The organism is Actinokineospora sp. PR83, assembly GCF_021056305.1.
GTDB classification, from domain to species: Bacteria; Actinomycetota; Actinomycetes; order Mycobacteriales; family Pseudonocardiaceae; genus Actinokineospora; species Actinokineospora spheciospongiae.
The window spans coordinates 43863-63498 of the sequence record NZ_JAJCXD010000017.1 but is presented as its reverse complement, the minus strand read 5'-3'; the positions used below and the strand labels follow the sequence as shown (position 1 = coordinate 63498).

Below are 19636 nucleotides of genomic sequence, written 5' to 3'. Positions count from 1 at the left end.
CTGAAAAAAATGGCTTTCAAGTAGATTTCGATATATGTTTTGGCGCCAGCGAGGATGGGGTTGCCGACCCCCTACATCTGTCCACGCAGGTCGATCACGCAAGCTTGTGTCGAACTTTTGTCATGCTTCTGTCGGGTCGCAGACGCCTCCTGAGTGAGCGAGGAGTGCGACACTGGTCCAGAGGGTTTCGACCCTCCCGTGGCTTGATCCTGACAGTCCAGGCGAGCACCGGTTGGGGCCCACCGTTGCAGCGGTGGGCCCTTTTCAACTAGACGTGCATAGATGCGGCCTGGCCCCGCCCCCTGGGGCTTGCCCACTTTGTGCCGCCCCTTGTCCATGAGCGGGCACCCGGAGGCCCTGTAGCGGGGGTCAGCCGCCGGGTCGGGACGGGACGACGTGGGTCGGCGGTGAGTCGACCGAGCAGTGCAGGCAGTCCCCGGGGTGCGGGGCGCCCGCCGGGGCGGGTGGTTCGGGGTCGGCGAGCACGTTGCCCCGCACGCCCAGCGCCAGCAGGCCGCCGCCCGCGGCGAGGACCGCGCAGATCACCAGCGCCGTGCGCCACCCGGAGGTCAGCGCGGTGGGGTCCCGGTACGCCGCGCCGGTGAGCCCGGCCGCGGCGGGCAGCACCGCCACGGCCAGCAGGTTGCCCGTGCGGGCGATGGCGTTGTTGACCCCGGAGGCCACCCCGGCGTACCGGTCGGGTGCCGCCGCGAGCACGGTGGCGGTGACCGGGGCGACGACGACCGCCAGCCCCAGGCCGAACACCACCACGGCGGGCAGGACCGCGCCGACGTAGGAGGCCCCGGGCACGATGCGCAGCATCAGCAGCATCCCGGCGGCGACCAGCAGCGGTCCGACGACGAGGAACCACCGCGGCCCGAACCGGGAGGCCAGCCGCCCGCTGCGGGCCGAGAGCAGCAGCATGATGATCGTGATCGGCAGCCCGGCGACGCCCGCGGCGGTGGGGGCGTACCCGAGCGAGGTCTGCAACTGCAACACCATCAGCATCAGCACCCCGCCCAGCGCCGCGTAGACCACCAGCGTCAGCGCGTTGGCGATCACGAAGGTGCGGTCGGCGAACAGCCCCGGTGGCACCAGCGGGTCGCGGCCGCGGCGCTGCAGGACCACGAACGACACCAGTGCGAGCACCCCGGCCGCACCCGCGGACACCACCAGCCAGTCGACCCCGCGGGCGGGCGCCTCGACCAGGGCGGCGGTGATCCCGGCCAGGCCCAGCGCCCCCAGCACCGACCCGGCGACGTCGGGGTGCCCGGTGACCTCGGCGTCGCGGGTCTCCGGGACGAACCGCAGCGCCGACCACACGCACACGGCGGCGACCGGGATGTTGATCAGGAACGCCAGCCGCCACGACCACACCTGCACCAGCAGCCCGCCCACCAGCGGTCCGGCCGCCGCGGCGATCCCGCCGAGCCCGGACCAGGCGCCGATGGCCCTGGCCCGGTCCTCCCGGTGGAACACCGATTGCAGGATCGCCAGCGACCCCGGGGTCAGCAGCGCCCCGCCGACGCCTTGCAGCACCCGCGCGGCGACCAGCATCTCGGTGCTCTGGGCGAGCCCGCACAGCACCGAGGCGACGCCGAACCAGACGACGCCGACGAGGAACACCCGGCGCCTGCCGTAGCGGTCGCCCAGGGAGCCCGCGACGAGGATCAGCGAGGCGAGGGCGAGCAGGTACCCGTCGAGGATCCACTGCAACCCCGCGACCGAGGCGCCCAGTTCGGCACCGATGCGCGGCAGCGCCACGTTGACCACGCTGCCGTCGAGCATGGCCATGCCGGAGCCGAGGATCGTGGTGGCCAGCACCCCGCGCGCCGCGCCGGTGCCCCACCGGACGTCGGTGTCCACGCTCAGGGTCGGTTCAGCGTGGCGACGAACTTGTACCGGTCGCCGCGGTAGACCGACCGCACCCACTCGACCGGCCGCTCCTCGGTGTCGAAGGAGTGCCGCGACAGCAGCAGCATCGGCATCCCCACGTCGGCCCCGAGCAGGTCGGCCTCGTGCGGCCCGGCGAGTGCGGTCTCGATCGTCTCCTCGGCGTGGCCCATCTCGACGTCGAAGCGCTCGCGCAGCACCTGGTAGAGCGAGCCGCCGCCGCTGACGTGGCGGCGCAGGCCACGGAAGCGGCCCAGCGGCAGGTGGGTGGTCTCCACGGCCATCGGCTCGTCGTCGGCCAGCCGCAGCCGGTGCAGCCGCAGCACCTTGGCCCCGGCGCGGATGTTGAGCAGCCGGGCCAGGTCGGCCTCCGCCGGGATCTCCGAGACCTCCAGCAGCTTCGACGACGGTTCGCGGCCCTGCGCGCGCATGTCCTCGGTGTAGGAGGACAGCTGGAGCCGCTGCGCCACCTTCGGCTCGGCGGCGAAGGTGCCCTTGCCCTGCACGCGCAGCAGGCGGCCCTCGACGGTCAGCTCGGCCAGGGCCTGGCGGACGGTGGTGCGGGAGACGTCGAACTCGGTGGCCAGCGACCGCTCGGTGGGGATCGGCGAACCGGGTGGCAGGGAGCCGAGCAGGTCGAGCAGGTGCCGCTTGAGCCCCCAGTACTTCGGTTCCCGCTGCACCCGCGCCACCGCGTCCGACCCATCGGCCGTCGACATCTCGAGCATGGCGTCCCCTCCTGACCTCTCGTCCCGGATACAGAATGCCCTGCCGGGTGCGCCCCCCGCGATCACACCCCGTGAAATCCGCGCGTCCGGGGCGGTCGAGCTGGTACTATTGGTCTAGACCTTATCGAGGCATGAGGAGCGGTCTGATGGTGGACGAGCCCGGTCGGCTGATGCGCGCCGAGATCGCCGAACAGCCCGCGGTGCTCGCCGCGGCCGTCGCCGCGCGCGACGGGGTGGCCGGGGTCGCCGCCCGGGTGGCCGCCGCCGCGCCCCGGTTCGCGCTGTTCGCCGCCCGGGGGTCCAGCGACCACGCCGCCCTCTACGCCAAGTACCTGGCGGAGGTCCTGCTGCGACTCCCGTCGGGGCTGGTCTCCCCCTCCACCACCACCCTCTACGGCGCCCGCCCGGACCTGTCCGGGGTCCTGTACGTCACGGTGAGCCAGAGCGGCGGGTCGCCCGACCTGATCGAGGCCACCCGGGCGGCGCGCGAGCAGGGCGCGCTGACCGTGGCCGTGACCAACACGCCGGGGTCGCCGCTGGCGGAGGCGGCCGAGCTGTCGGTGGACATCGGGGCGGGCGCCGAACTGGCCGTGGCGGCCACGAAGACCTACAGCGCCACGCTCCTCGCCCTCTACCACTTGATCGACGCGGTGCGCGGCGGGAACGGGGAGGCGGTCGCCGACCTGGGCGCGCTGGCCGAGAAGACCCTGGCGGACTCGGCCGGGTCGGTGGCCGAGGCCGTCGGCCGGTTGCGGTTCGTGGACCGGATGGTCACGACCGGGCGCGGGTACTCCTCGGCCACCGCCGCCGAGGCCGCGCTGAAGCTGGCCGAGACGAGCTACCTGTCGGCGCGGTCCTACAGCGGGGCGGACCTGCTGCACGGCCCGGTCGCCGCGGTGGACGCGGACACGGCGGTCCTGGCGATCACCAGCCGGGGGGCGGGCGGCGCGGCGCTGCGACCGGTGCTCAGCGCCGTCCGCGACAGCGGGGCGGAGGTCGTGGCGGTGGGGTCCGCCGCCGGGGAGACCGGGGCGGCGGTGCGGATCGCGGTCCCGGAGTGCGCCGAGGAGGTGGCCCCGATCCTGGAGGTGCTGCCGGTGCAGCAGCTGGCGCTGGGGCTGTCGCTGGCCCGCGGCGGGAACCCGGACCAGCCGAGGGGCCTGCGGAAGGTCACCCGCACGAGGTAGCGGGCGCGGGTCGCGCCCCACCGGGGGTCAGCGCGGTGAGTTCCCCCGCGCGACACCCACCGCTGCCTAGACTGGCCGGATGCGGAGGACGTCGTTCGCGCGGTGGCCCTGTTCGGTGGCCAGGGCCATGGACCTGCTCGGCGACCAGTGGACGCTCCTGGTGCTGCGGCAGGCCTACCTGGGCACCCGGCGGTTCGACCGGTTCCAGGGGGAACTGGGGATCGCCAGGAACACCCTCACCGAGCGGTTGGAGCGCCTGACCCGGGCGGGGGTGCTCGAACGGGTGCGCTACCAGGAGCGGCCCACCCGCTACGAGTACGCGCTGACCGAGATGGGACGCGACTTCTTCCCCGCCATGGCGGCGATCATGCGGTGGGGCGACCGGTGGCTCGACGGCGGGGCAGGCGCCCCGATGGTGTTGCGGCACCGCGGCTGCGGGCAGGAGGCGCACGCGGCGGTGCGGTGCTCGGAGTGCGACGAGCGGCTGGCCGCGGACGAGGTGACCGTGGAACCGGGGCCGGGGATGGACCCGGAGCGGGCGGCGGCGTTCCGGGAAAGAGGTGCCCGCTCCGTCGAGGGGGTTTAACGGAGCGGGCGCCGCCCATGTTACTCCAAACGGAGCAGTCGATTGTGGGAGGTCCGCGTGCGCGGTGTGGCGGTCGGGGTGGACGGCGGGGGGACGGCGACGCGGGCGGTGGCCGTGGACGCCTCCGGGGCGGTGGTGGGGCGCGGCACCTCGGGCGGGGCCAACCCGAACTCGCACCCGCCCGAGGTGGCCGCGGCGAACGTCGGGGCGGCGATCGCCGCCGCCGCCGGGGGGCGGCCGGTGGGCGCCTGCGTGCTGGGGATGGCGGGGACCTCGAAGCTGGCGAACGACCCGGCGGTGGCGGGGTTGTTCCGCGCCGCCTTCGCCGGGGCCGGGCTGACCGAGCCGCCGGTGGTGGTGACCGACGCCGAGGTGGCCTTCGTGGCCGGGACCGACGCCGAGGCGGGGACCGTGGTGATCTCCGGGACGGGCTCGATCGCCATGCGGATCGAGGGTCGGCGGCGGGCGGCGACCGCGGGCGGGTTCGGCTGGCTGCTGGGCGACGAGGGGTCGGCGTTCTGGCTGGGGCGGGAGGCGGTGCGCACGACGCTGCGGGCGTTGCAGGCCGGGGTGGCGCTCGGGCCGCTGGCCGAGGCGGTGCTGGCCGCCGCCGGGGTCGGCGACTTCGGCTCGCTCATCACCGCGTGCAACGCCGCCCCGCCGATCCGGTTGGCGGCCTACGCGCCGCTGGTGACCGCGCACGTCGACGACCCGGTGGCCGCGGACATCGTGGAGCGGGCCGCGCTGGCACTGTGCGCGGAGGCGGAGGCGGCGTGGGTCGAGGGGCCGGTCGTGCTGGCCGGGTCAGTGGCCGCGCACGACAACCCGATCGGGGTGCGGCTGCGGGAACTGCTGGCAGCGCACACCGTGGAGACGGCCACCGACAACGCCGCCGGTGCCGCGTGGTTGGCGAGCCTGACCGCGTTCGGGGAGCAGCCGCACCCGAAACACCGTCACTGATCGGGGAGCCGCGGGTGGCGGAACCCCGGGTGGTCCGCCGGGAGCGCGCGCCGCAGCACGACCGCGCTCACGGCCACCACCAGCGCCAGCAGCGGCCACGACATCACCACCCTGGCCGCGGTCAGCGCGACCACCTGCCCGGACCACCACAGCAGCCCGTAGACGACGGTGCGCAGCACGTACTGCGCCGTCCACACCCAACTGGCGCGGCCGTAGGCGCGGACCAGGTCGGGGTCGCGGCGCCAGCGGCCCTTCTGCCCCAGCAGCAGGCCGACGACGACGCCGAGCAGCGGCCAGCGGATGAGGATGCTCAGCGCCCAGGCGAGGCTGCTGGCGGTGTTGGACAACAACTGGATGAGGAAGAAGTCCTCGGCGCGTCCGGTGTAGAGCGCCACGAGGGCCGCCACGACAACGGCGGCCAGGCCACCGAGCACCGCGGTCACCTTCTCGCCGCGTGACATGCGCCACAAAGCGATGAGTGCGCTCACCACGACCGCGGCGGCCGCACCCCAGGCGATGGACTGCCCGGAAACCAGCCACCCGGCGGCGAAGACCACCGGTGGGGCGGTGGCGTCGAGCGCTCCTCGCTTGCCGCCGAGCAGATCGACGAGGGAGTCGCTGGCTGCTGTCACGACTCCAGACTGCCGCACCGGTGCGGGGTCAGGAAGTCCCGCCACCCCGAAATGGGTGGTCGGCGGGCGGCCGGATCCCTAAGCTGGGTTTGCCGACGGTGGCGTAGGTCGGGAATGCTCGGGCACACTGGCCGGTTGGTTGGGGTGGGCAACGGGTTGAGCGGCCAAGGAGGTCAACCGTGCACGGGTGGACGAGTTGGATCGCCATCGGGGACAGTTTCACCGAGGGTATGGGGGATGTGGGCGCCGACGGCTCGTACGTCGGCTGGGCGGACCGGCTGGCCGAGGCGATGGCCCTGCAACGACCCGGTTTCCAGTACGCCAACCTCGCCGTGCGCGGCAAGATGCTCCAGGAGATCGTCGACGAGCAGGTGCCGCTGGCCGCGGGGAACGCCCCGGACCTGGTCACCATCTGCGGCGGCGGCAACGACCTGATCACCCCGGGCACCGACGTGGACGACGTGGCCGCGCTGTTCGACAGCGCCGTGGCGCGGTTGCGCGACGCCGGGTCGGAGGTGCTGCTGTTCACCGGGCCGGACCCGAAGGTGCAGCCGCTGCTGCGCCGCATCCGCGGGAAGGTCGGCATCTACAACGGGCACCTGCACGCCATCGCGGAGCGGCGCGGGGCCAGGGTCGTGGACCTGTGGTCGATGGACGCGCTGCACGACCGGCGGGCCTGGTGCGAGGACCGACTGCACTTCTCCAGCGACGGGCACCGGCGAATCGCGCTGCGGGCCGCCGAGGTGCTCGGGGTCCGGGTGGACGAGGACTGGCGGGAACCCCTGCCCGCCGAGGTGCCGAAGCCGTGGCTGCGGTTGCGGCAGGACGACCTGACCTGGACCACCACCCACCTGCTGCCCTGGGTGGCCCGACAGATCCGGGGCGAGTCCCTCGGCGACGGTCTGACCCCCAAGCGCCCGGACCTCCAGCCCTACGCCGTGGACCGCGCCGCACTGTGATCCGAGCCCCGGGAGGAGTCTCCCCGGGGCACCTCGGAAGGACTGTCCTCACAGCCGGTCAACACCCGCGAACCACCTGCCCTAGGCTGGGGCCAGCCACCCGCAAACCCACCGCGCGCAGCCGCCGACCACCCCGAAAACCGCCAGCCCGGCGACCGAATGCCCGGGTGGGTGGATCTGCTTGGGTGGGGGAAGCGATCATGTGCAAGCCTGCTTGGGCTGTGGGGCATCTTTTCGCCCCACTCGGTCACACTGGGCGCATGATCGCTGTAGGGGCCCCGCCCGAGCAGATCCACCCACCCGGGCACCACCAACAATCGACCGGGCTTTAACCAAGACACGGCCTAGGGCAAGACCCCGCCTCGATCGAGAGCAACCGCCCACCCGAGCCGCGACTTGTCGAACCGTGACGAGAAACCCGCCGCGCCGCGATCGCATCGACAGTCAAACCCAGGTACCCACCCCGAACACCGATATGACCGGTTTCTGGCTTGTGCCCCACATGCGCACTCCGCACGGTTCAACCGTCCGGAACTGACTGTCCTCTTGGGCGGCCCCAGCTTCCTTAAGCGATTCCCCCGGACATGCGGACCGGCCGGCGGACATCCCCCCGGAGTCGCCGGCCGGTCTGCGGGCGGCGTTCCCCCAATGCTCGCCGCCCGGGGGCGCCGTCGACAGCGAGGTCGGCGCCCGGCAGCAACTCTGCCAGTGATCATCGCGTCACGGCTAACCGCTCGCTAAACGGCGGGGAGCGTGTCGAGTCTTTCTTGGACGGTGGCGACGAGCGGGGACTGGGCGACCCGGTAGAGGTCGACCGCCTTCTCCAGCTCCACTCTGGTCCGGAGCAGGTCGCCCTCCTCGCGCAGGACGCGGGCGAGGACCTCGCGGCCGAACGCCTCGGTGAGTTCCAGGCCGTTGGTGGCGGCCAGGGTGATGGCCTCGGTGGCGTGGGCCCTGGCCGGGGCGAGGTGGCCGAGTCCGTGCTCCAGCTCGGCGAGGTTGGCCAGGGCGAGGCCGACGAAGCCGAGGTCGCCGACCTCGCGGAACATGTCCACCGCCCGGGCCTGCGGGGCGACCGCCTCCGCGAGGTCGCCGAGGTCGCGGTGGACCTGGGCGATGTTGTTGTGGATGTTGGCTTCGCCGAGGCGGTAGCCCGCCCGGACCGCCAGGTCGAGGGCGCGGTGGTAGTGGGCGAGGGCGTCCTGGTGGCGTTTCTGGCCGTAGAGGGCGCTGGCGAGCGCGTTGAGGCCCATGACCATCAGCCTGGGGTCGCGCAGTTCGGTGGCGACGGCGACCGCCCGTTCGCCGTCGGCCAGGATCTCCGACTCCTCGCCGAAGCGGGTGAGCAGCACGCAGCGGCTCAGCCGGATCAGCACCTCGCCGCGGCGGTCCCCGGCGGCGCGGGCGGATTCCAGGCCCAGGTCGAGGATCCAGGCCCAGTCGTCGCGGCGGGGGCGGGTGCGGCGGAACTCCCCGGCCAGCCTGGCCAGGCGCCACACCTGGTCGTGCAGGCCCGCGGCGGCGCCCTCGGCGGCGGCGGCGAGGAGGTTGGGCCACTCGGTCTCGAACCAGCCCAGGGCGGCGTCGCGGTCCGGGATGGGCGGCAGCGGCAGGTCGGCGGACTCGTCGAGGTCGTCGGCGGCGGCGCGCAGGTGGCGGCGGCTGTGGTCGGCGACCGCCAGGTAGTAGCGCAGGACCTCCGGGAGGCGGGTCGCGCGGTCGGCGGCCAGGTCGCGGGCGTAGGCGCGGACCAGGGCGTGCGCGTCGAACACGTCGCGGTCGGTCTCGGTGACCAGGAACAGGGCGGCGAGGGCGCGCAGGCGGTCGCGGGCGGTCTCGACGTCGACCCCGGCGAGGGCGGCGAGCAGGTGCGGGCCGGTGGTGGCGCCGGGGACGGTGCCGACCAGGCGCAGCGCCTCGACGCGGTCCGGGGTCAGGGCGCCGACGGTGACGTCCAGGGCGGCGCGGACCCCGGTCTCGGTGTCCTCGACCCGCAGCGCCCCCAGCCGGGTGCGCTCGTCGGTGAGGCGCTCGACCAGCTCCTGCACCGACCACTGTGGACTGGAGGCGAGCCGGGCGCCGATGATCCGCAGGGCCAGCGGCAGGCACCCGCACAGCCGGGCCAGCCGGTCCAGGTCCGGGGCGGCGGCGGTGGTGCCCGCCGCGTGCGCGATGACCGCGGCGGCGGCGCCCGGGGCGAGGGGTTGCACGACCCGCAGCCGGGCGCCCAGGGCGACCAGGCCGTCGAGCCTGCGCCTGCTGGTGACCAGGGCGACCGAGGAGCTGCCCCCGGGCAGCAGCGGCAGGACCTGGTCGGAGTCGCGGGCGTCGTCCAGCACGACCAGCACCCGGCGCTCGGCGAGCAGGGTGCGGTAGAGCGCGACCCGGTCGGCCTGCTCGGTGGGCACGTCGTCCTGGGTGACGCCGAGGGAGATCAGGAAGCGGCCCAGCACGGCCGCCGGGTCGGCGGGCGGGTGCGCCGGGTCGAAGCCGGACAGGGGGGCGAACAGGGTGCCGTCGGGGAAGGCCGCGGCGGCGCCCGCGCCCCAGACCACGGCGAGCGCGGACTTGCCGATCCCGGCCGGTCCGGCCAGCACGCCGACGGCGGTCGCGGCGGGGTCGCCCTCGGCGCGCAGCCGGTCGAGCCAGGCCAGGTCGGCGTCGCGGCCGGTGAAGCCGGACGGGGTGGGGGGCAGCTCGGCCGGGACGAGGACGCCGAGCCTGGGGGTGATCACCCGGGTGGGGCGCGGCTCCAGCAGCGTGGTGTCGTCGCGCAGGACCCGGCTGTGCAGCTCGCGCAGGCCGGGGCCGGGGTCGAGGCCGAGCTCGCCCGCGGCCCGGTGGGCGAAGCGCTGGTAGAACTCCAGCGCCGCCGCGCGCCTGCCGCTGCGGTAGAGGGCCAGGACGAGCTGCCCGACGAGGTGCTCGCGGAACGGGTGCGTGTCGACCAGGGCGACCAGCTCGCCGATGACCTCGTCGTGCCTGCCCAGCTCCAGGTCGGCGTCGATCCGGGCCTCGATGACCGTCAGCCGCAGCTCGGCCAGCTCCGGCGCGCGCACCCGGCCCGCGATGTCGGACAGCTCCGGTCCGCGCCACAGCGACTGCGCGCGGGAGAGCAGCTCGGCCCGGACGTCGGCGGGCTTGCCCCGGGACTCGGCCAGCAGCCGCCTGGCGAGCGCGACGTCGATCCGCGCCTCCTCGACCGCGAGCCGGTAGCCCGCGCCGCTGGTCTGGATCCTGGTGGTGCCCCCCGGGTCCACCGTGGACAGCCACTTGCGCAGCCGGGAGATGTAGCCCTGCACGATGGTGCGCGCGGTGGCGGGCGGTTCGTGGTCCCAGAGGACGTCGACGATGCGCTCGACCGGCACCACCTGGTTGGGTTCGAGCAGCAGCATCGCCAGCAGACCGCCGATGCCGGGCCCGCCCGGTACCGCGGCGCGGTCCCCCACCACCGCGCCGACCGGTCCCAGGACGCAGAACCTCGGTCCCTGCGCCTCTTCGCGCGTGAACCACTCGTGCGCCATCCGCCACCCCCGCGTTCGACTCGCACCTGCGCCAAACCTAGAGCCTGCCTCGCATTCGGTCAGCGGAAGTGGCGCGAGTCAACCGGACGGCCTAACCCGGAACGGGTACGGCCCCGTGGCCGCCGATCCCGATATCGGCGGCCGCGGGGCCGGACTCCACGCGGTCGACCGGGACACGAGCAGGTCCCACCCCGAGCGGGAACACCGCGGGGCGTTCCGGTCCAGTGCCGGTGGAGCAGGCGGGCACGCGTGGCGCCCGCGTTATCAAGATAACAGTTCGCACTCGTCGGGAAACAGACGGGTCACCTGGTCAGCGCAGTGCTTTCTGGGTGTTTTGTCGCATCTCGATGAATTCCGACCGGGGCGACGGGGTGGGGCCGGTTCCACCCCGGCGTTCTTCACACCGCCGAATACCGCGGAGTGTTCGGAGATCCGAGTCCAGCAGCGGTGCGGACCCGGCCGGTTCGGTGAACCAGTCGACCTCCTCCGCGCCCGCGGGCGCGGAGGAGGCGATGTGACCCGGAACACCGAATCCCCGGAGAGCGGCGGTGCGGTTGTCCCCCTCGCCCGGGGCCGTACCGCGGCTCATCGGGTGAACGCCGTCCCGGCCTACCCCGCGTTGCGGGACGACGCCCACAGGTCGATCCCGGAATCCACCGCGTACTCGTCGACGGCGGCCAGCTCGGCGTCGGTGAACGGCGGCGCGTCCAGCGCGGCCAGGCTGTCCTCCAGTTGCGCCACCGAACTCGCGCCGATGAGCGCGGAGGTGACCCGCTCGTCGCGCAGCACCCACGAGATGGCGAGCTGCGCCAGGCTCTGCCCACGGGCCTGCGCGATCCCGTTGAGCCCGCGCACCCGAGCCAGGTTCTCCTCCGACAGCAGGTCCGTGCTCAGCGACGAGTCCCGGCTCGCCCGCGACCCCTCCGGCACGCCGTCGAGGTACTTGTCGGTCAGCATCCCCTGGCCCAGCGGCGAGAACGCGATGCACCCGGCGCCCAGCTCGGCCAGGGTGTCGAGCAGTTCGGCCTCGATCCACCGGTTGAGCAGCGAGTACGACGGCTGGTGGATCAGCAGCGGCACCCCGGCGCCGCGCAGGATCTCCGCGGCCTGCCGGGTGGTGCTCGGCGAGTACGAGGAGATGCCGACGTAGAGCGCCTTGCCCTGCTGCACGGCCGACACCAGCGCCCCGACGGTCTCCTCCAGCGGGGTTTCCGGGTCGAACCGGTGCGAGTAGAAGATGTCCACGTAGTCGAGTCCCATGCGGGACAGCGACTGGTCCAAAGAGGACAGAAGGTACTTGCGCGACCCGTGGTCCCCGTACGGTCCGGGCCACATGTCGTAGCCCGCCTTGGTGGAGATGACCAGCTCGTCGCGGTACGGGCGCAGGTCGTCGCGCAGCGCCCGGCCGAAGTTGGACTCCGCGGTGCCGTAGGGCGGGCCGTAGTTGTTGGCCAGGTCGAAGTGGGTGACGCCGAGGTCGAAGGCCCGGCGCAGGATCGCCCGGCCGGTCTCGTAGGGCCGGTCGTCGCCGAAGTTGTGCCACAGCCCCAGGCTGATGGCGGGCAGCTTCAGCCCGCTGCGCCCGGTGCGGCGGTAGGGCATCCGGTCGTAGCGGCTGTCCTCGGCCAGGTACGGCATGGTTCTCCTCTGCTGGTGGAACGCGCGGCGCCCGTTCCCCGGTGCGGTCCGGCTGGGCCGATTGTCACACGGTGACGAGGTCCCGGCCTCAGCGCGGACCGCACGGGCAGCGGCTACAACCCGGCCATCAGGTCGGTCTCGGTGATGCCGGGGCCCTGGCCCTCGCGGATGAACCACTCGGTCCCGAAGGCGTGGGCGAACCCCTCCTCCGGCATCGCCAGGAAGAACGAGTCCTCCGCGATCTGGCTGGCGTGCGCGCGCATGGCCTTGCGCTTGACGTCGAGGTAGGCGGAGACGTCCACCGCGGCGGTGATCACCGACGCGGGCTTGCCCATGTCGAACTCCTCGTCGGGGAGGTCGAAGGTCAGGTCCCCGGCGGCCTTGGCCGCGGCCATCCCGGCCCGCATGTGGTCGGCGTTCATGGTGGCCTGGAACACCCGGGCGGTCCCGGCCAGCTCGGCGGCGCGCTGCCCCACCCGGTGCACCTGGATGTGGTCCGGGTGCCCGTAGCCGCCGTTGTCGTCGTAGATGGTGAGGACGTCGGCGTCCTCCTCGCGCAGGATCACCGCCAGCCGCTCGGCCGCCTCCTCCACCGACGCGGTCCAGAACGTGCCGGGGGCGTCGTTGGTCGGCTCCCCCATCATCCCGGAGTCCACGTAGCCCAGGAACTCCACCCGCGCGGCCCCCAGCACCTCGGCCGCGGCGTGGGTCTCCCGGACCCGGCGCTCCCACAGCTCCTCACCGGAGTCCAGGAACCCCTCGGGGACCTCGCCGACCTCGCCGCGGGTGGCCACGACCAGCACCACCCGGTGCCCCTCGTCCGCGGCCTTGCGCATCACCCCGCCGCAGGAGATGCACTCGTCGTCGGGATGCGCGTGGAACGTCACCAGAGTCGCCATGCGCCGAACGTTAGCGGCAGCCCCCGACGAAAGGGAGAACAGCGGGCGTCAGGCTGACAGCAGCCGCGACCAGGCGCGCACGGTCGGGTTCTCCGCGAGGTCGGCGAACGGTGCCTCGACCCCCAGCGCCTGCCAGCGGACCGACAGCATCATCATCCGCATCGAGTCCAGCCCCAGCTCGAACAGCCCGGTGTCCGCGCCGACCTCCTCGACCGGCACCCCCAGCACCTCGGCCACCGAGGCCCGCAGGCCCTCCACCGAGAACGCGTCCGACGACACGCCCGCTCCCCTCTCCGGTGCCAGCGCCGCCTCGACGACGGCGGGCAGGTGGTCGTACAGGTAGAAGTGGCCGCCAGGGTGGACGTGTCGGGTGAACGGCCCGGTGGTGGCCGCGGCCCACGAGTCCACCGTCTCCGCCGCCATCGACGGGTCGGCGTCCCCGGTGATCGCCACGACCTCCAGGTCCAGCACCGCGCCGCCCGGCCGGTACCGCTCGATCAGCGCGAAGTCGTTGCGGATCACCGGCAGCAGCATCTCGGCGAGCTGCGGGTCGGCGAACGCCTCGGCCGCGGTGCCGCCGAGGGTGGTCAGCTCCGCGGTGACGCCCGCGTCGTCGCGCAGGTGCACGAACTCCTCGCGCGGCTTCTGATCCGCGGGCCCCGGCCGACCGGACACCACGAGCCGCCGCACCAGGCCGGGGCGCCGCTCGGCCAGCCGCAGCACCACCTCGTGCGCCACGGAGGCGCCCATGCTGTGCCCGAACACGACCACCGGCCGGTCCAGGGCGGGTTCCACGGCCGCCACGACCGCGTCCACCAGGGCGTCCATCTCGTCGACCATGGGGTGCGCGATCCGGTCCTCGCGGCCCGGGTACTGCACCACCCACTGCTCGACGTCCTCGGGCAGGTGCGCGGTCCAGCCGCGGTAGGAGCTGGCCGCCCCGCCCGCGTGCGGGAAGCACAGCAGGGTGCGCGCCGCCCCCGGTCGCTGCGCGAAGCAGCGCACCCACGGCGTCGGAATCCGGTCGGCCACGTCCATTCCCCTCGTCGGCGGAACGCCAACGGTAGCCGGGGTCACGGGGTCAGCTCCGCGGCCACCTCGTCGTCGCTGAGGGACATGACCTCCTGGTACAGCTCGGCGACGCGGCGGAGCCTGCCCGGTTCCGCCTCGGCGGCCAGCAGCGCCTCGGCCATGCCCGCGACGGTGCCGGTGCCGAACAGCGCCATCAGCGGCAGGTCCGGGGTGTCGAGGACCTCGCGCAGCTCGGCGAGGACCCGGGTGGCCAGCAGCGAGTCGCCGCCGAGGGCGAAGAAGTCGGCGGTGGCGCTGACCCGGTCGACGCCGAGGACGTCGGCCCAGGTCTCGGCGATCGTGGTGGCCAGGGCGCCCTCGGGTTCGACGTGCTCGGCGGCGGCCGGGACGGCGGCGGTGAGCGCCGCGCGGTCGACCTTGCCGTTGCCGGTCAGCGGCAGCTCGGGCAGCACGGTGACGGTGGCGGGCACCATGTGCTCGGGCAGCGCCGACCGCGCCGCGGCCCGCACCGCCTCGGGGTCGACGGCGCCGGTGACGTACCCGGCGAGGGCGCGGTAGCCGGGGCCGGACTCGTTCGGCACGCCCACGACGACCGCGGAGCGCACCCCGGGCGCGGCGGCGAGCACGGACTCGACCTCGCCGGGTTCGATCCGCATCCCGCGCACCTTGAGCTGCGCGTCGGCCCGGCCCACGAACTCCAGCACCCCGTCGGCGCGCAGCCTGCCCAGGTCGCCGGTGCGGTACCACCGCTCGCCGTCCACGTCGATGAAAGACCGGGCGGTCCGCTCCGGGTCGCCCCAGTACCCCTGAGCCACCCCGGGCCCGGCGCAGTGCAGCTCGCCCGCGACACCCACCGGCCGGTCGAACCCGCGCTCGTCGAGCACCCGGTACGCCGTGTTCGCGATCGGCCGCCCGTACGGGATGGTCGGACCGGCGAGGTCGGCGGCGGTCACCCGGTGCCAGATGTTCCACAGCGTGGTCTCGGTGGGGCCGCCGACGGAGACCACGGTGGCCCCGCCCAGCCGGGCGGCCACGCGCGGGGGGACCCAGTCGCCGCCGAGGAACACCAGCCGCAGCCGCGGGGTGCTCACCTCCAGCAGCATCTCCGCCATGGCCGGGACGGAGTTCCACACGGTCACCCCGTGCTCGCGCACCAGGCCCGCCCAGTGCTCCGCGTCGCGGTCGGCGGTCGGGACCACCAGGGTGCCGCCCGCGCCGAGCACGCCGAACAGGTCGAACGTGGACATGTCGTGGTGCAGCGCGGTCACGGCCAGGGCCACGTCGTCCGGGCCGACGCCGAATTCCTCGACGGTGGCGGTCAGCGCGTTCACCATGCCGCGGTGGCCGATCATGGCGCCCTTGGGCGTGCCGGTGGAGCCGGAGGTGAACAGCACGTAGGCGAGGTCGTCCGGGGTCTGCCGGGAGGCGGGGAAGTCCACGACGTCCTCGGCGAACGCGACGGCCACGGCGGCCCGGTCGAGCACCACGGACACGCCTGCCCGGGCGGTGATGGCAGCGCTGCGGGCCTGCGGCGCGGCGGCGTCGATCGGCAGGTAGGGCGATCCGGCGAGCAGCACCCCGTACGCGGCGGCGACCTGCTCCCAGCCCTTGTCGAGCACGATCGCCACCGGCCCGTCGACGTCGCGCACCCGCAGCCAGGACGCGATCCGCCGCGCCTTCTCGTGCAGCTCGGCGTAGGTCAGCGCGGTCTCGCCGCAGACGACGGCGACCTTGTCCGGGTGCTCGGCGACCCGGCGCAGGAACGCGTCCTGCACCAGCTCCTCCGGGATGTCGCGCACCGGCCCGTCGACCCGGCTCGGCCCGGCCAATGCGAAGTCCACAGTGGACCAGGCGGCGGGGTCGACCAGCCGGGCGAGCACCGCGCCGAAGGCGGCGAACAGCTCACCGACGAGACCGTCCGGGAACACCCCGTCGACGGAGTCGAAGTTGTAGACCAGCCCGGCGGGCGTCTCCTCGATCTGCACGTCCAGGTACACCTGCGGGGTCTGCGAGATGGCGAACACCCGCGGCAGCCGCTCGCCGAGCAGCGGGTTCTCCCCCGCGGTGAACCCGATCGTCGAGGTCAGCACCACCGGCATCACCGCGCCGCGAGTCCCGCCACCGGCCTTGACCAGCTCGCGCAGCACCCGCACCCCGGAGAACTCCTGGTGCGACAGGTCCGCCCAGAACGACTTCTGCAACGCCTTGGCCCGCTCGACGAACGGCGCGGGCTCGCGGTTGTCCACCGCCAGCAGCGAGAACGAGGCGAACTCGCCCAGCAGCACGTTGACGTCGGGGTGCAGCGGGAACCGGTTCATCCTCGGCACGTTGACCGAGAACCGCGCCGACTCGCTCCACGCGGTCAACACCTCGGCGAACACGGCCAGGCACAGCACGGTCGGGGTCAGCCCGGCCTTCGCCGCGGTGAGCTTCACCGCCGCCCAGTCGTCGGCGGGCATGGTGTCCAGGCGGCTGGACCAGCGCGGGTGCCGCACCGACGCGGGGTCGACGGCGGTGGGCAGGCGGGGCGCGGGCGGCAGCTCGGGGATGCGCGCCCGCCAGTAGTCCGCCGCCCGCCGGTACCGGTCGGTGCCGACCAGTTCCGCCTCGGCCAGCACGTACTCGCGGAACCCGATGGCAGGCGGCGGCACGTCGAGGTCGGGGTCGGCGTAGAAGCGGGTGAGGTCGGCGATGAGAAGCTGCCAGCTCAGGTAGTCCAGCACCAGGGCGTCGAAGCTGACGTGCACGCGGCAGAACTCCTCGCGCGCGCGTTCCCCCGCTGGGGCGGCGGGGTCGTCGAGGAGGGAGATCTCCACCGCGTAGAGGGGCCACTGGTCGGCGGGGCGGACCTCGTGGGAGAGGCGGTCGCGGATCTCGGTGAGGGTGGGCTCCGGGTCGGTGCCGCGCAGGTCGCGCAGGACCGGGGTGAACTCGCCCGGGTCCGCGAGGACCTGCTGCTGGTTGGTGTCCGGGAGCACGACCGTGCGCAGGACGTCGTGGCGGGCGATGGCGCGGCGCCAGGCGGCGGTGAACCGCGCCGGGTCGAGGTGGCCCTCGTACTCGTAGTACGCGTGCGTGGAGACGTTGCCCAGTTCGAACACGCCGGTGCGGCCGAGCAGGTACGCCTGCTGCTGGTCGTTGAGCGGGAACGGGGTGTGGCGGTTGGCCGGGTCGGGGGTGGCGGCCGGGTGGGGCGGGATCAACTCGGCTCCTCGGGCACGTCGTCGATGTCGTCGGCGACTCGGTCGCGCTGCCAGTAGCCGAAGGCGGTGACGTCGCCCCGGCCGAGGCCCAGTTCGCGGCGGAGGACCCGGCGCAGCCCCACCGCGACACCGCTCTCCGCCGCGACCCAGGCGCGGGTGCGGCCCGGCGGCAGCGCCACGGCGCGGACCGCGTCGGCCAGCGACCGGCCGCCGCCGCGGTGCAGCCAGGTGACCGACAGCGAACCCCGGGAGGTCAGCGGCAGTTCGTCGGCGGCGTCGTCGACCTCCAGCAGGAACACCGCGCGCCCGCCCTCGGGGAGCGCCTCGGCGATGCCCGCGGCGGCCGGGATCGCGGTCTCGTCGCCCACCACCAGCAGCAGGTCCGGGGCGGACTCGGCCAGGTCGTCGGGGAAGTCGCGGCGGGGGCCCAGGAAGGTGACCGGGTCGCCGACCGCCGCCGAGCGCGCCCAGCTCGTGCCGGGGCCGTGGCCGTGCAGCACGGCGTCCACGTCGAGCAGGCCGGAGGTGAACCGGCGCACGGTGTAGGTGCGCAGCTCGAACTCCGCCGCCGGGTCGGCCAGGGTGAGCCCGTCGGCGCCCCAGGAGGCGACCGGCGGGGCGCCGACGCCGCCGGGCGGCAGCAGGAGCTTGATCGCGTCCGCCGGGCGGTCGCCCGCGAAGCCGTCGAGGCCAGGGCCGCCCAGGGTGATGCGGCGCATCCGCGGGGTCAGGTCGACGACGGACACGACCTCCGCGGAGGTGATCGCCAGCGGCGGGCGCAGGACAGCGGTCACAGCGCGACCTCCACCAGGAGGGGCTCGGTGACCCGCGCCTCGGCCGGGCGCAGCAGCGACGCCAGGATCTCGCCCGCGCGGACCGCCGTGTTCGACAGCAGGGTCACCGTGATGCCGTGCGCGTGCTCGGAACCGCCCTGCACGTAGATCCCGGCGGTGACACCGGGCGCGGTCTCCAACCGGTAGTCGCGGCCCAGGACGGCCTTGCCCTCCGGGGTGCGGGTGCACACCGACGAGGCGCGGCCGAGCAGGTCGAACACGTCACCGGGGAGGAAGCCGGTGGCGTAGACGACGGCGTCGCACTCCAGCACCTCGGTCTCGCCGGTGGGGAGGAACTCCACCGTGGCGTAGACGGCGTCGTCGGTCTCGCGGGCGTAGGTGACGCGGGAGGCGTTGCGGATGTCGAGGCGCTTCTTGCCGCTGACCCGCTCGCGGTACTCCCGCCGGTACAGCTCCTCGATGAGGTCCATGTCGACGACGGAGTAGTTGGTGTTGCGCGAGTAGTCGAGCAGCATCCGCTTGACGTCGTCGGAGGCGGTGTAGAAGTGGTCGACCGCCTCCGGGTCGAAGATGCGGTTGGCGAAGGGGCTGTCGTCGGCGGGGGCGTAGCCGTAGCGGGCGAAGACGGCCGTGACGACGGTGTCCGGCAGCGTGGAGTGCAGTTCCGCCACCGTTTCCGCCGCGCTCTGGCCCGCGCCGACGACCAGGACCCGCTTGGGCGCGGACTCGGCGAGCGCGGTGGCCCGGTGCATCAGCTCGATGTTGTGCCACACCCGCTCCGACGGGATGGCGTCGGCGGGCAGCCGCGGGCGCAGCCCGGTGGCCACCACGATGTCGCGCGCCCGGTAGGTGACGGCGTTGTCGCCGTCGCGGGCCACCACGTCGAAGTACGCGACCTCGCCGTCGACCTCGACCGGGCGGACCGAGACAACCTCGCGGCCGTAGGCCACCTGGTCGGCGACGCGGGCGGCGCACCACTCGAAGTAGTCGTGGAACTCGGTGCGCAGCGGGAACATCGTCTTGTGGTTGATGAAGTCCACCAGCCGCCCGCGGTCGCGCAGGTAGCACAGGAAGCTGAAGTCGCTGGCCGGGTCGCGCATGGTGACCAGGTCCTTGAGGAACGACACCTGCATGGTGGCGTCGCCGATCAACATCCCCCGGTGCCAGCCGAAGTCTGCCTGCTTCTCCAGGAACACCGTGCGCAGCGCCTCCCCGGGGTTGCGCCGGTTGTGCTCGTCGACAGCGATCGCCAGGGCCAGGTTCGACGGCCCGAACCCGATTCCCACCAGGTCGTACACCTCGCTGCTCACAACCGTTCCCTTCTGGCCGACGCTGCCCAACATAGGCGAGGCTAACCTAAACAATTGCCCAGGGGGAGCCCCCCGCGATCACCGCTCTGTGGTCTGGCGCACCAGGCTCGCCGGGCGCAGGTCGGTCCAGTGCTCCTCCACGTAGGCCAGGCACCCGGCGCGGGTGTCGCTGTCGTGCGCGACGGCCCACCCCGCGGGCACCTCAGCGAACGCGGGCCACAGCGAGTGCTGGTTCTCCGCGTTGACCAGCACCAGGTACGTGCCGTCGTTGTCCTCGAACGGGTTCGTCAT

At 73.7% G+C, this 19636-nt stretch carries 15 protein-coding genes; 4 read left to right on the top strand and 11 right to left on the bottom strand.

The features are described from left to right. Positions 1 to 369: 369 nt before the first annotated feature. Together L6E12_RS05965 and L6E12_RS05960 are read right to left on the bottom strand one after the other, a co-directional pair. Positions 370 to 1866: an MFS transporter gene (locus tag L6E12_RS05965; RefSeq protein ID WP_308074245.1), complete on the bottom strand. Its 1497-nt coding sequence runs from the start codon at positions 1864 to 1866 to the stop codon at positions 370 to 372. A gap of 2 nt (positions 1867 to 1868) precedes the next feature. Continuing rightward, on the bottom strand, positions 1869 to 2621 hold the full coding sequence (locus tag L6E12_RS05960) for a GntR family transcriptional regulator (RefSeq protein WP_035284910.1): 753 nt from the start codon (positions 2619 to 2621) through the stop codon (positions 1869 to 1871). A 146-nt stretch (positions 2622 to 2767) separates the two neighbouring features. Between L6E12_RS05960 and L6E12_RS05955 the strand changes: the two genes are divergently transcribed. The 3 genes from L6E12_RS05955 to L6E12_RS05945 all read left to right on the top strand — a co-directional run bounded on the left by L6E12_RS05955 (position 2768) and on the right by L6E12_RS05945 (position 5354). Beyond that, positions 2768 to 3808, top strand: a complete 1041-nt coding sequence (locus L6E12_RS05955; RefSeq protein ID WP_236226868.1) for an SIS domain-containing protein — start codon at positions 2768 to 2770, stop codon at positions 3806 to 3808. A 79-nt stretch (positions 3809 to 3887) separates the two neighbouring features. Beyond that, positions 3888 to 4394 (top strand): helix-turn-helix domain-containing protein, encoded by a 507-nt coding sequence (locus L6E12_RS05950; RefSeq protein ID WP_236226867.1) that lies wholly within the window; start codon positions 3888 to 3890, stop codon positions 4392 to 4394. Between the two features lie 57 nt (positions 4395 to 4451). After that, complete coding sequence (locus tag L6E12_RS05945; RefSeq protein WP_236226866.1) at positions 4452 to 5354, top strand: BadF/BadG/BcrA/BcrD ATPase family protein; 903 nt, start codon at positions 4452 to 4454, stop codon at positions 5352 to 5354. Here L6E12_RS05945 and L6E12_RS05940 read toward each other — a convergent pair. Beyond that, positions 5348 to 5986 (bottom strand): DUF3159 domain-containing protein, encoded by a 639-nt coding sequence (locus L6E12_RS05940; RefSeq protein ID WP_236226865.1) that lies wholly within the window; start codon positions 5984 to 5986, stop codon positions 5348 to 5350. The genes L6E12_RS05945 and L6E12_RS05940 overlap by 7 nt on opposite strands. Before the next feature lie 179 nt (positions 5987 to 6165). Between L6E12_RS05940 and L6E12_RS05935 the strand changes: the two genes are divergently transcribed. Then, on the top strand, positions 6166 to 6945 hold the full coding sequence (locus L6E12_RS05935; RefSeq protein ID WP_236226864.1) for an SGNH/GDSL hydrolase family protein: 780 nt from the start codon (positions 6166 to 6168) through the stop codon (positions 6943 to 6945). Positions 6946 to 7682: 737 nt separating this feature from the next. Here the strand turns inward: L6E12_RS05935 and L6E12_RS35030 are convergent. The 8 genes from L6E12_RS35030 to L6E12_RS05890 form a co-directional block, all read right to left on the bottom strand. Then, a complete protein-coding gene (locus tag L6E12_RS35030; RefSeq protein WP_304523858.1) occupies positions 7683 to 10469 on the bottom strand; it encodes a BTAD domain-containing putative transcriptional regulator in 2787 nt (928 codons plus the stop codon). 609 nt (positions 10470 to 11078) lie between these two features. Further along, entirely contained in the window at positions 11079 to 12107 is a 1029-nt protein-coding gene (mgrA, locus tag L6E12_RS05920) for an L-glyceraldehyde 3-phosphate reductase (RefSeq protein ID WP_236226863.1), read from the bottom strand. Positions 12108 to 12220: 113 nt separating this feature from the next. Further along, on the bottom strand, positions 12221 to 13006 hold the full coding sequence (locus tag L6E12_RS05915) for a PIG-L family deacetylase (protein WP_236226862.1): 786 nt from the start codon (positions 13004 to 13006) through the stop codon (positions 12221 to 12223). A 48-nt stretch (positions 13007 to 13054) separates the two neighbouring features. Beyond that, on the bottom strand, positions 13055 to 14038 hold the full coding sequence (locus tag L6E12_RS05910; RefSeq protein WP_236226861.1) for an alpha/beta fold hydrolase: 984 nt from the start codon (positions 14036 to 14038) through the stop codon (positions 13055 to 13057). Between the two features lie 41 nt (positions 14039 to 14079). Beyond that, on the bottom strand, positions 14080 to 17241 hold the full coding sequence (locus tag L6E12_RS05905; protein ID WP_236226860.1) for an amino acid adenylation domain-containing protein: 3162 nt from the start codon (positions 17239 to 17241) through the stop codon (positions 14080 to 14082). Continuing rightward, positions 17238 to 18035 carry a siderophore-interacting protein gene (locus L6E12_RS05900; RefSeq protein ID WP_236226859.1) on the bottom strand — a complete coding sequence of 266 codons (798 nt, stop codon included), beginning with the start codon at positions 18033 to 18035 and terminating at the stop codon, positions 17238 to 17240. The genes L6E12_RS05905 and L6E12_RS05900 overlap by 4 nt, the downstream gene beginning before the upstream one ends. After that, the gene (locus tag L6E12_RS05895) at positions 18032 to 19345 is read right to left on the bottom strand and encodes a lysine N(6)-hydroxylase/L-ornithine N(5)-oxygenase family protein (RefSeq protein WP_236226858.1); all 1314 of its coding nucleotides are present in this window, start codon (positions 19343 to 19345) and stop codon (positions 18032 to 18034) included. Before L6E12_RS05895 ends, L6E12_RS05900 begins: the two co-directional genes overlap by 4 nt. A gap of 78 nt (positions 19346 to 19423) precedes the next feature. Continuing rightward, positions 19424 to 19636: an MbtH family protein gene (locus tag L6E12_RS05890; protein ID WP_236226857.1), complete on the bottom strand. Its 213-nt coding sequence runs from the start codon at positions 19634 to 19636 to the stop codon at positions 19424 to 19426.

What these genes read in the sequence shown, in the direction of transcription:
- L6E12_RS05890 (WP_236226857.1), bottom strand. Translation starts at nt 19,636, where the DNA reads ATGACGAACCCGTTCGAGGACAACGACGGCACGTACCTGGTGCTGGTC.
- L6E12_RS05915 (WP_236226862.1), bottom strand. Translation starts at nt 13,006, where the DNA reads ATGGCGACTCTGGTGACGTTCCACGCGCATCCCGACGACGAGTGCATC.
- L6E12_RS05950 (WP_236226867.1), top strand. Translation starts at nt 3,888, where the DNA reads ATGCGGAGGACGTCGTTCGCGCGGTGGCCCTGTTCGGTGGCCAGGGCC.
- L6E12_RS05960 (WP_035284910.1), bottom strand. Translation starts at nt 2,621, where the DNA reads ATGCTCGAGATGTCGACGGCCGATGGGTCGGACGCGGTGGCGCGGGTG.
- L6E12_RS35030 (WP_304523858.1), bottom strand. Translation starts at nt 10,469, where the DNA reads ATGGCGCACGAGTGGTTCACGCGCGAAGAGGCGCAGGGACCGAGGTTC.
- mgrA (WP_236226863.1), bottom strand. Translation starts at nt 12,107, where the DNA reads ATGCCGTACCTGGCCGAGGACAGCCGCTACGACCGGATGCCCTACCGC.
- L6E12_RS05955 (WP_236226868.1), top strand. Translation starts at nt 2,768, where the DNA reads ATGGTGGACGAGCCCGGTCGGCTGATGCGCGCCGAGATCGCCGAACAG.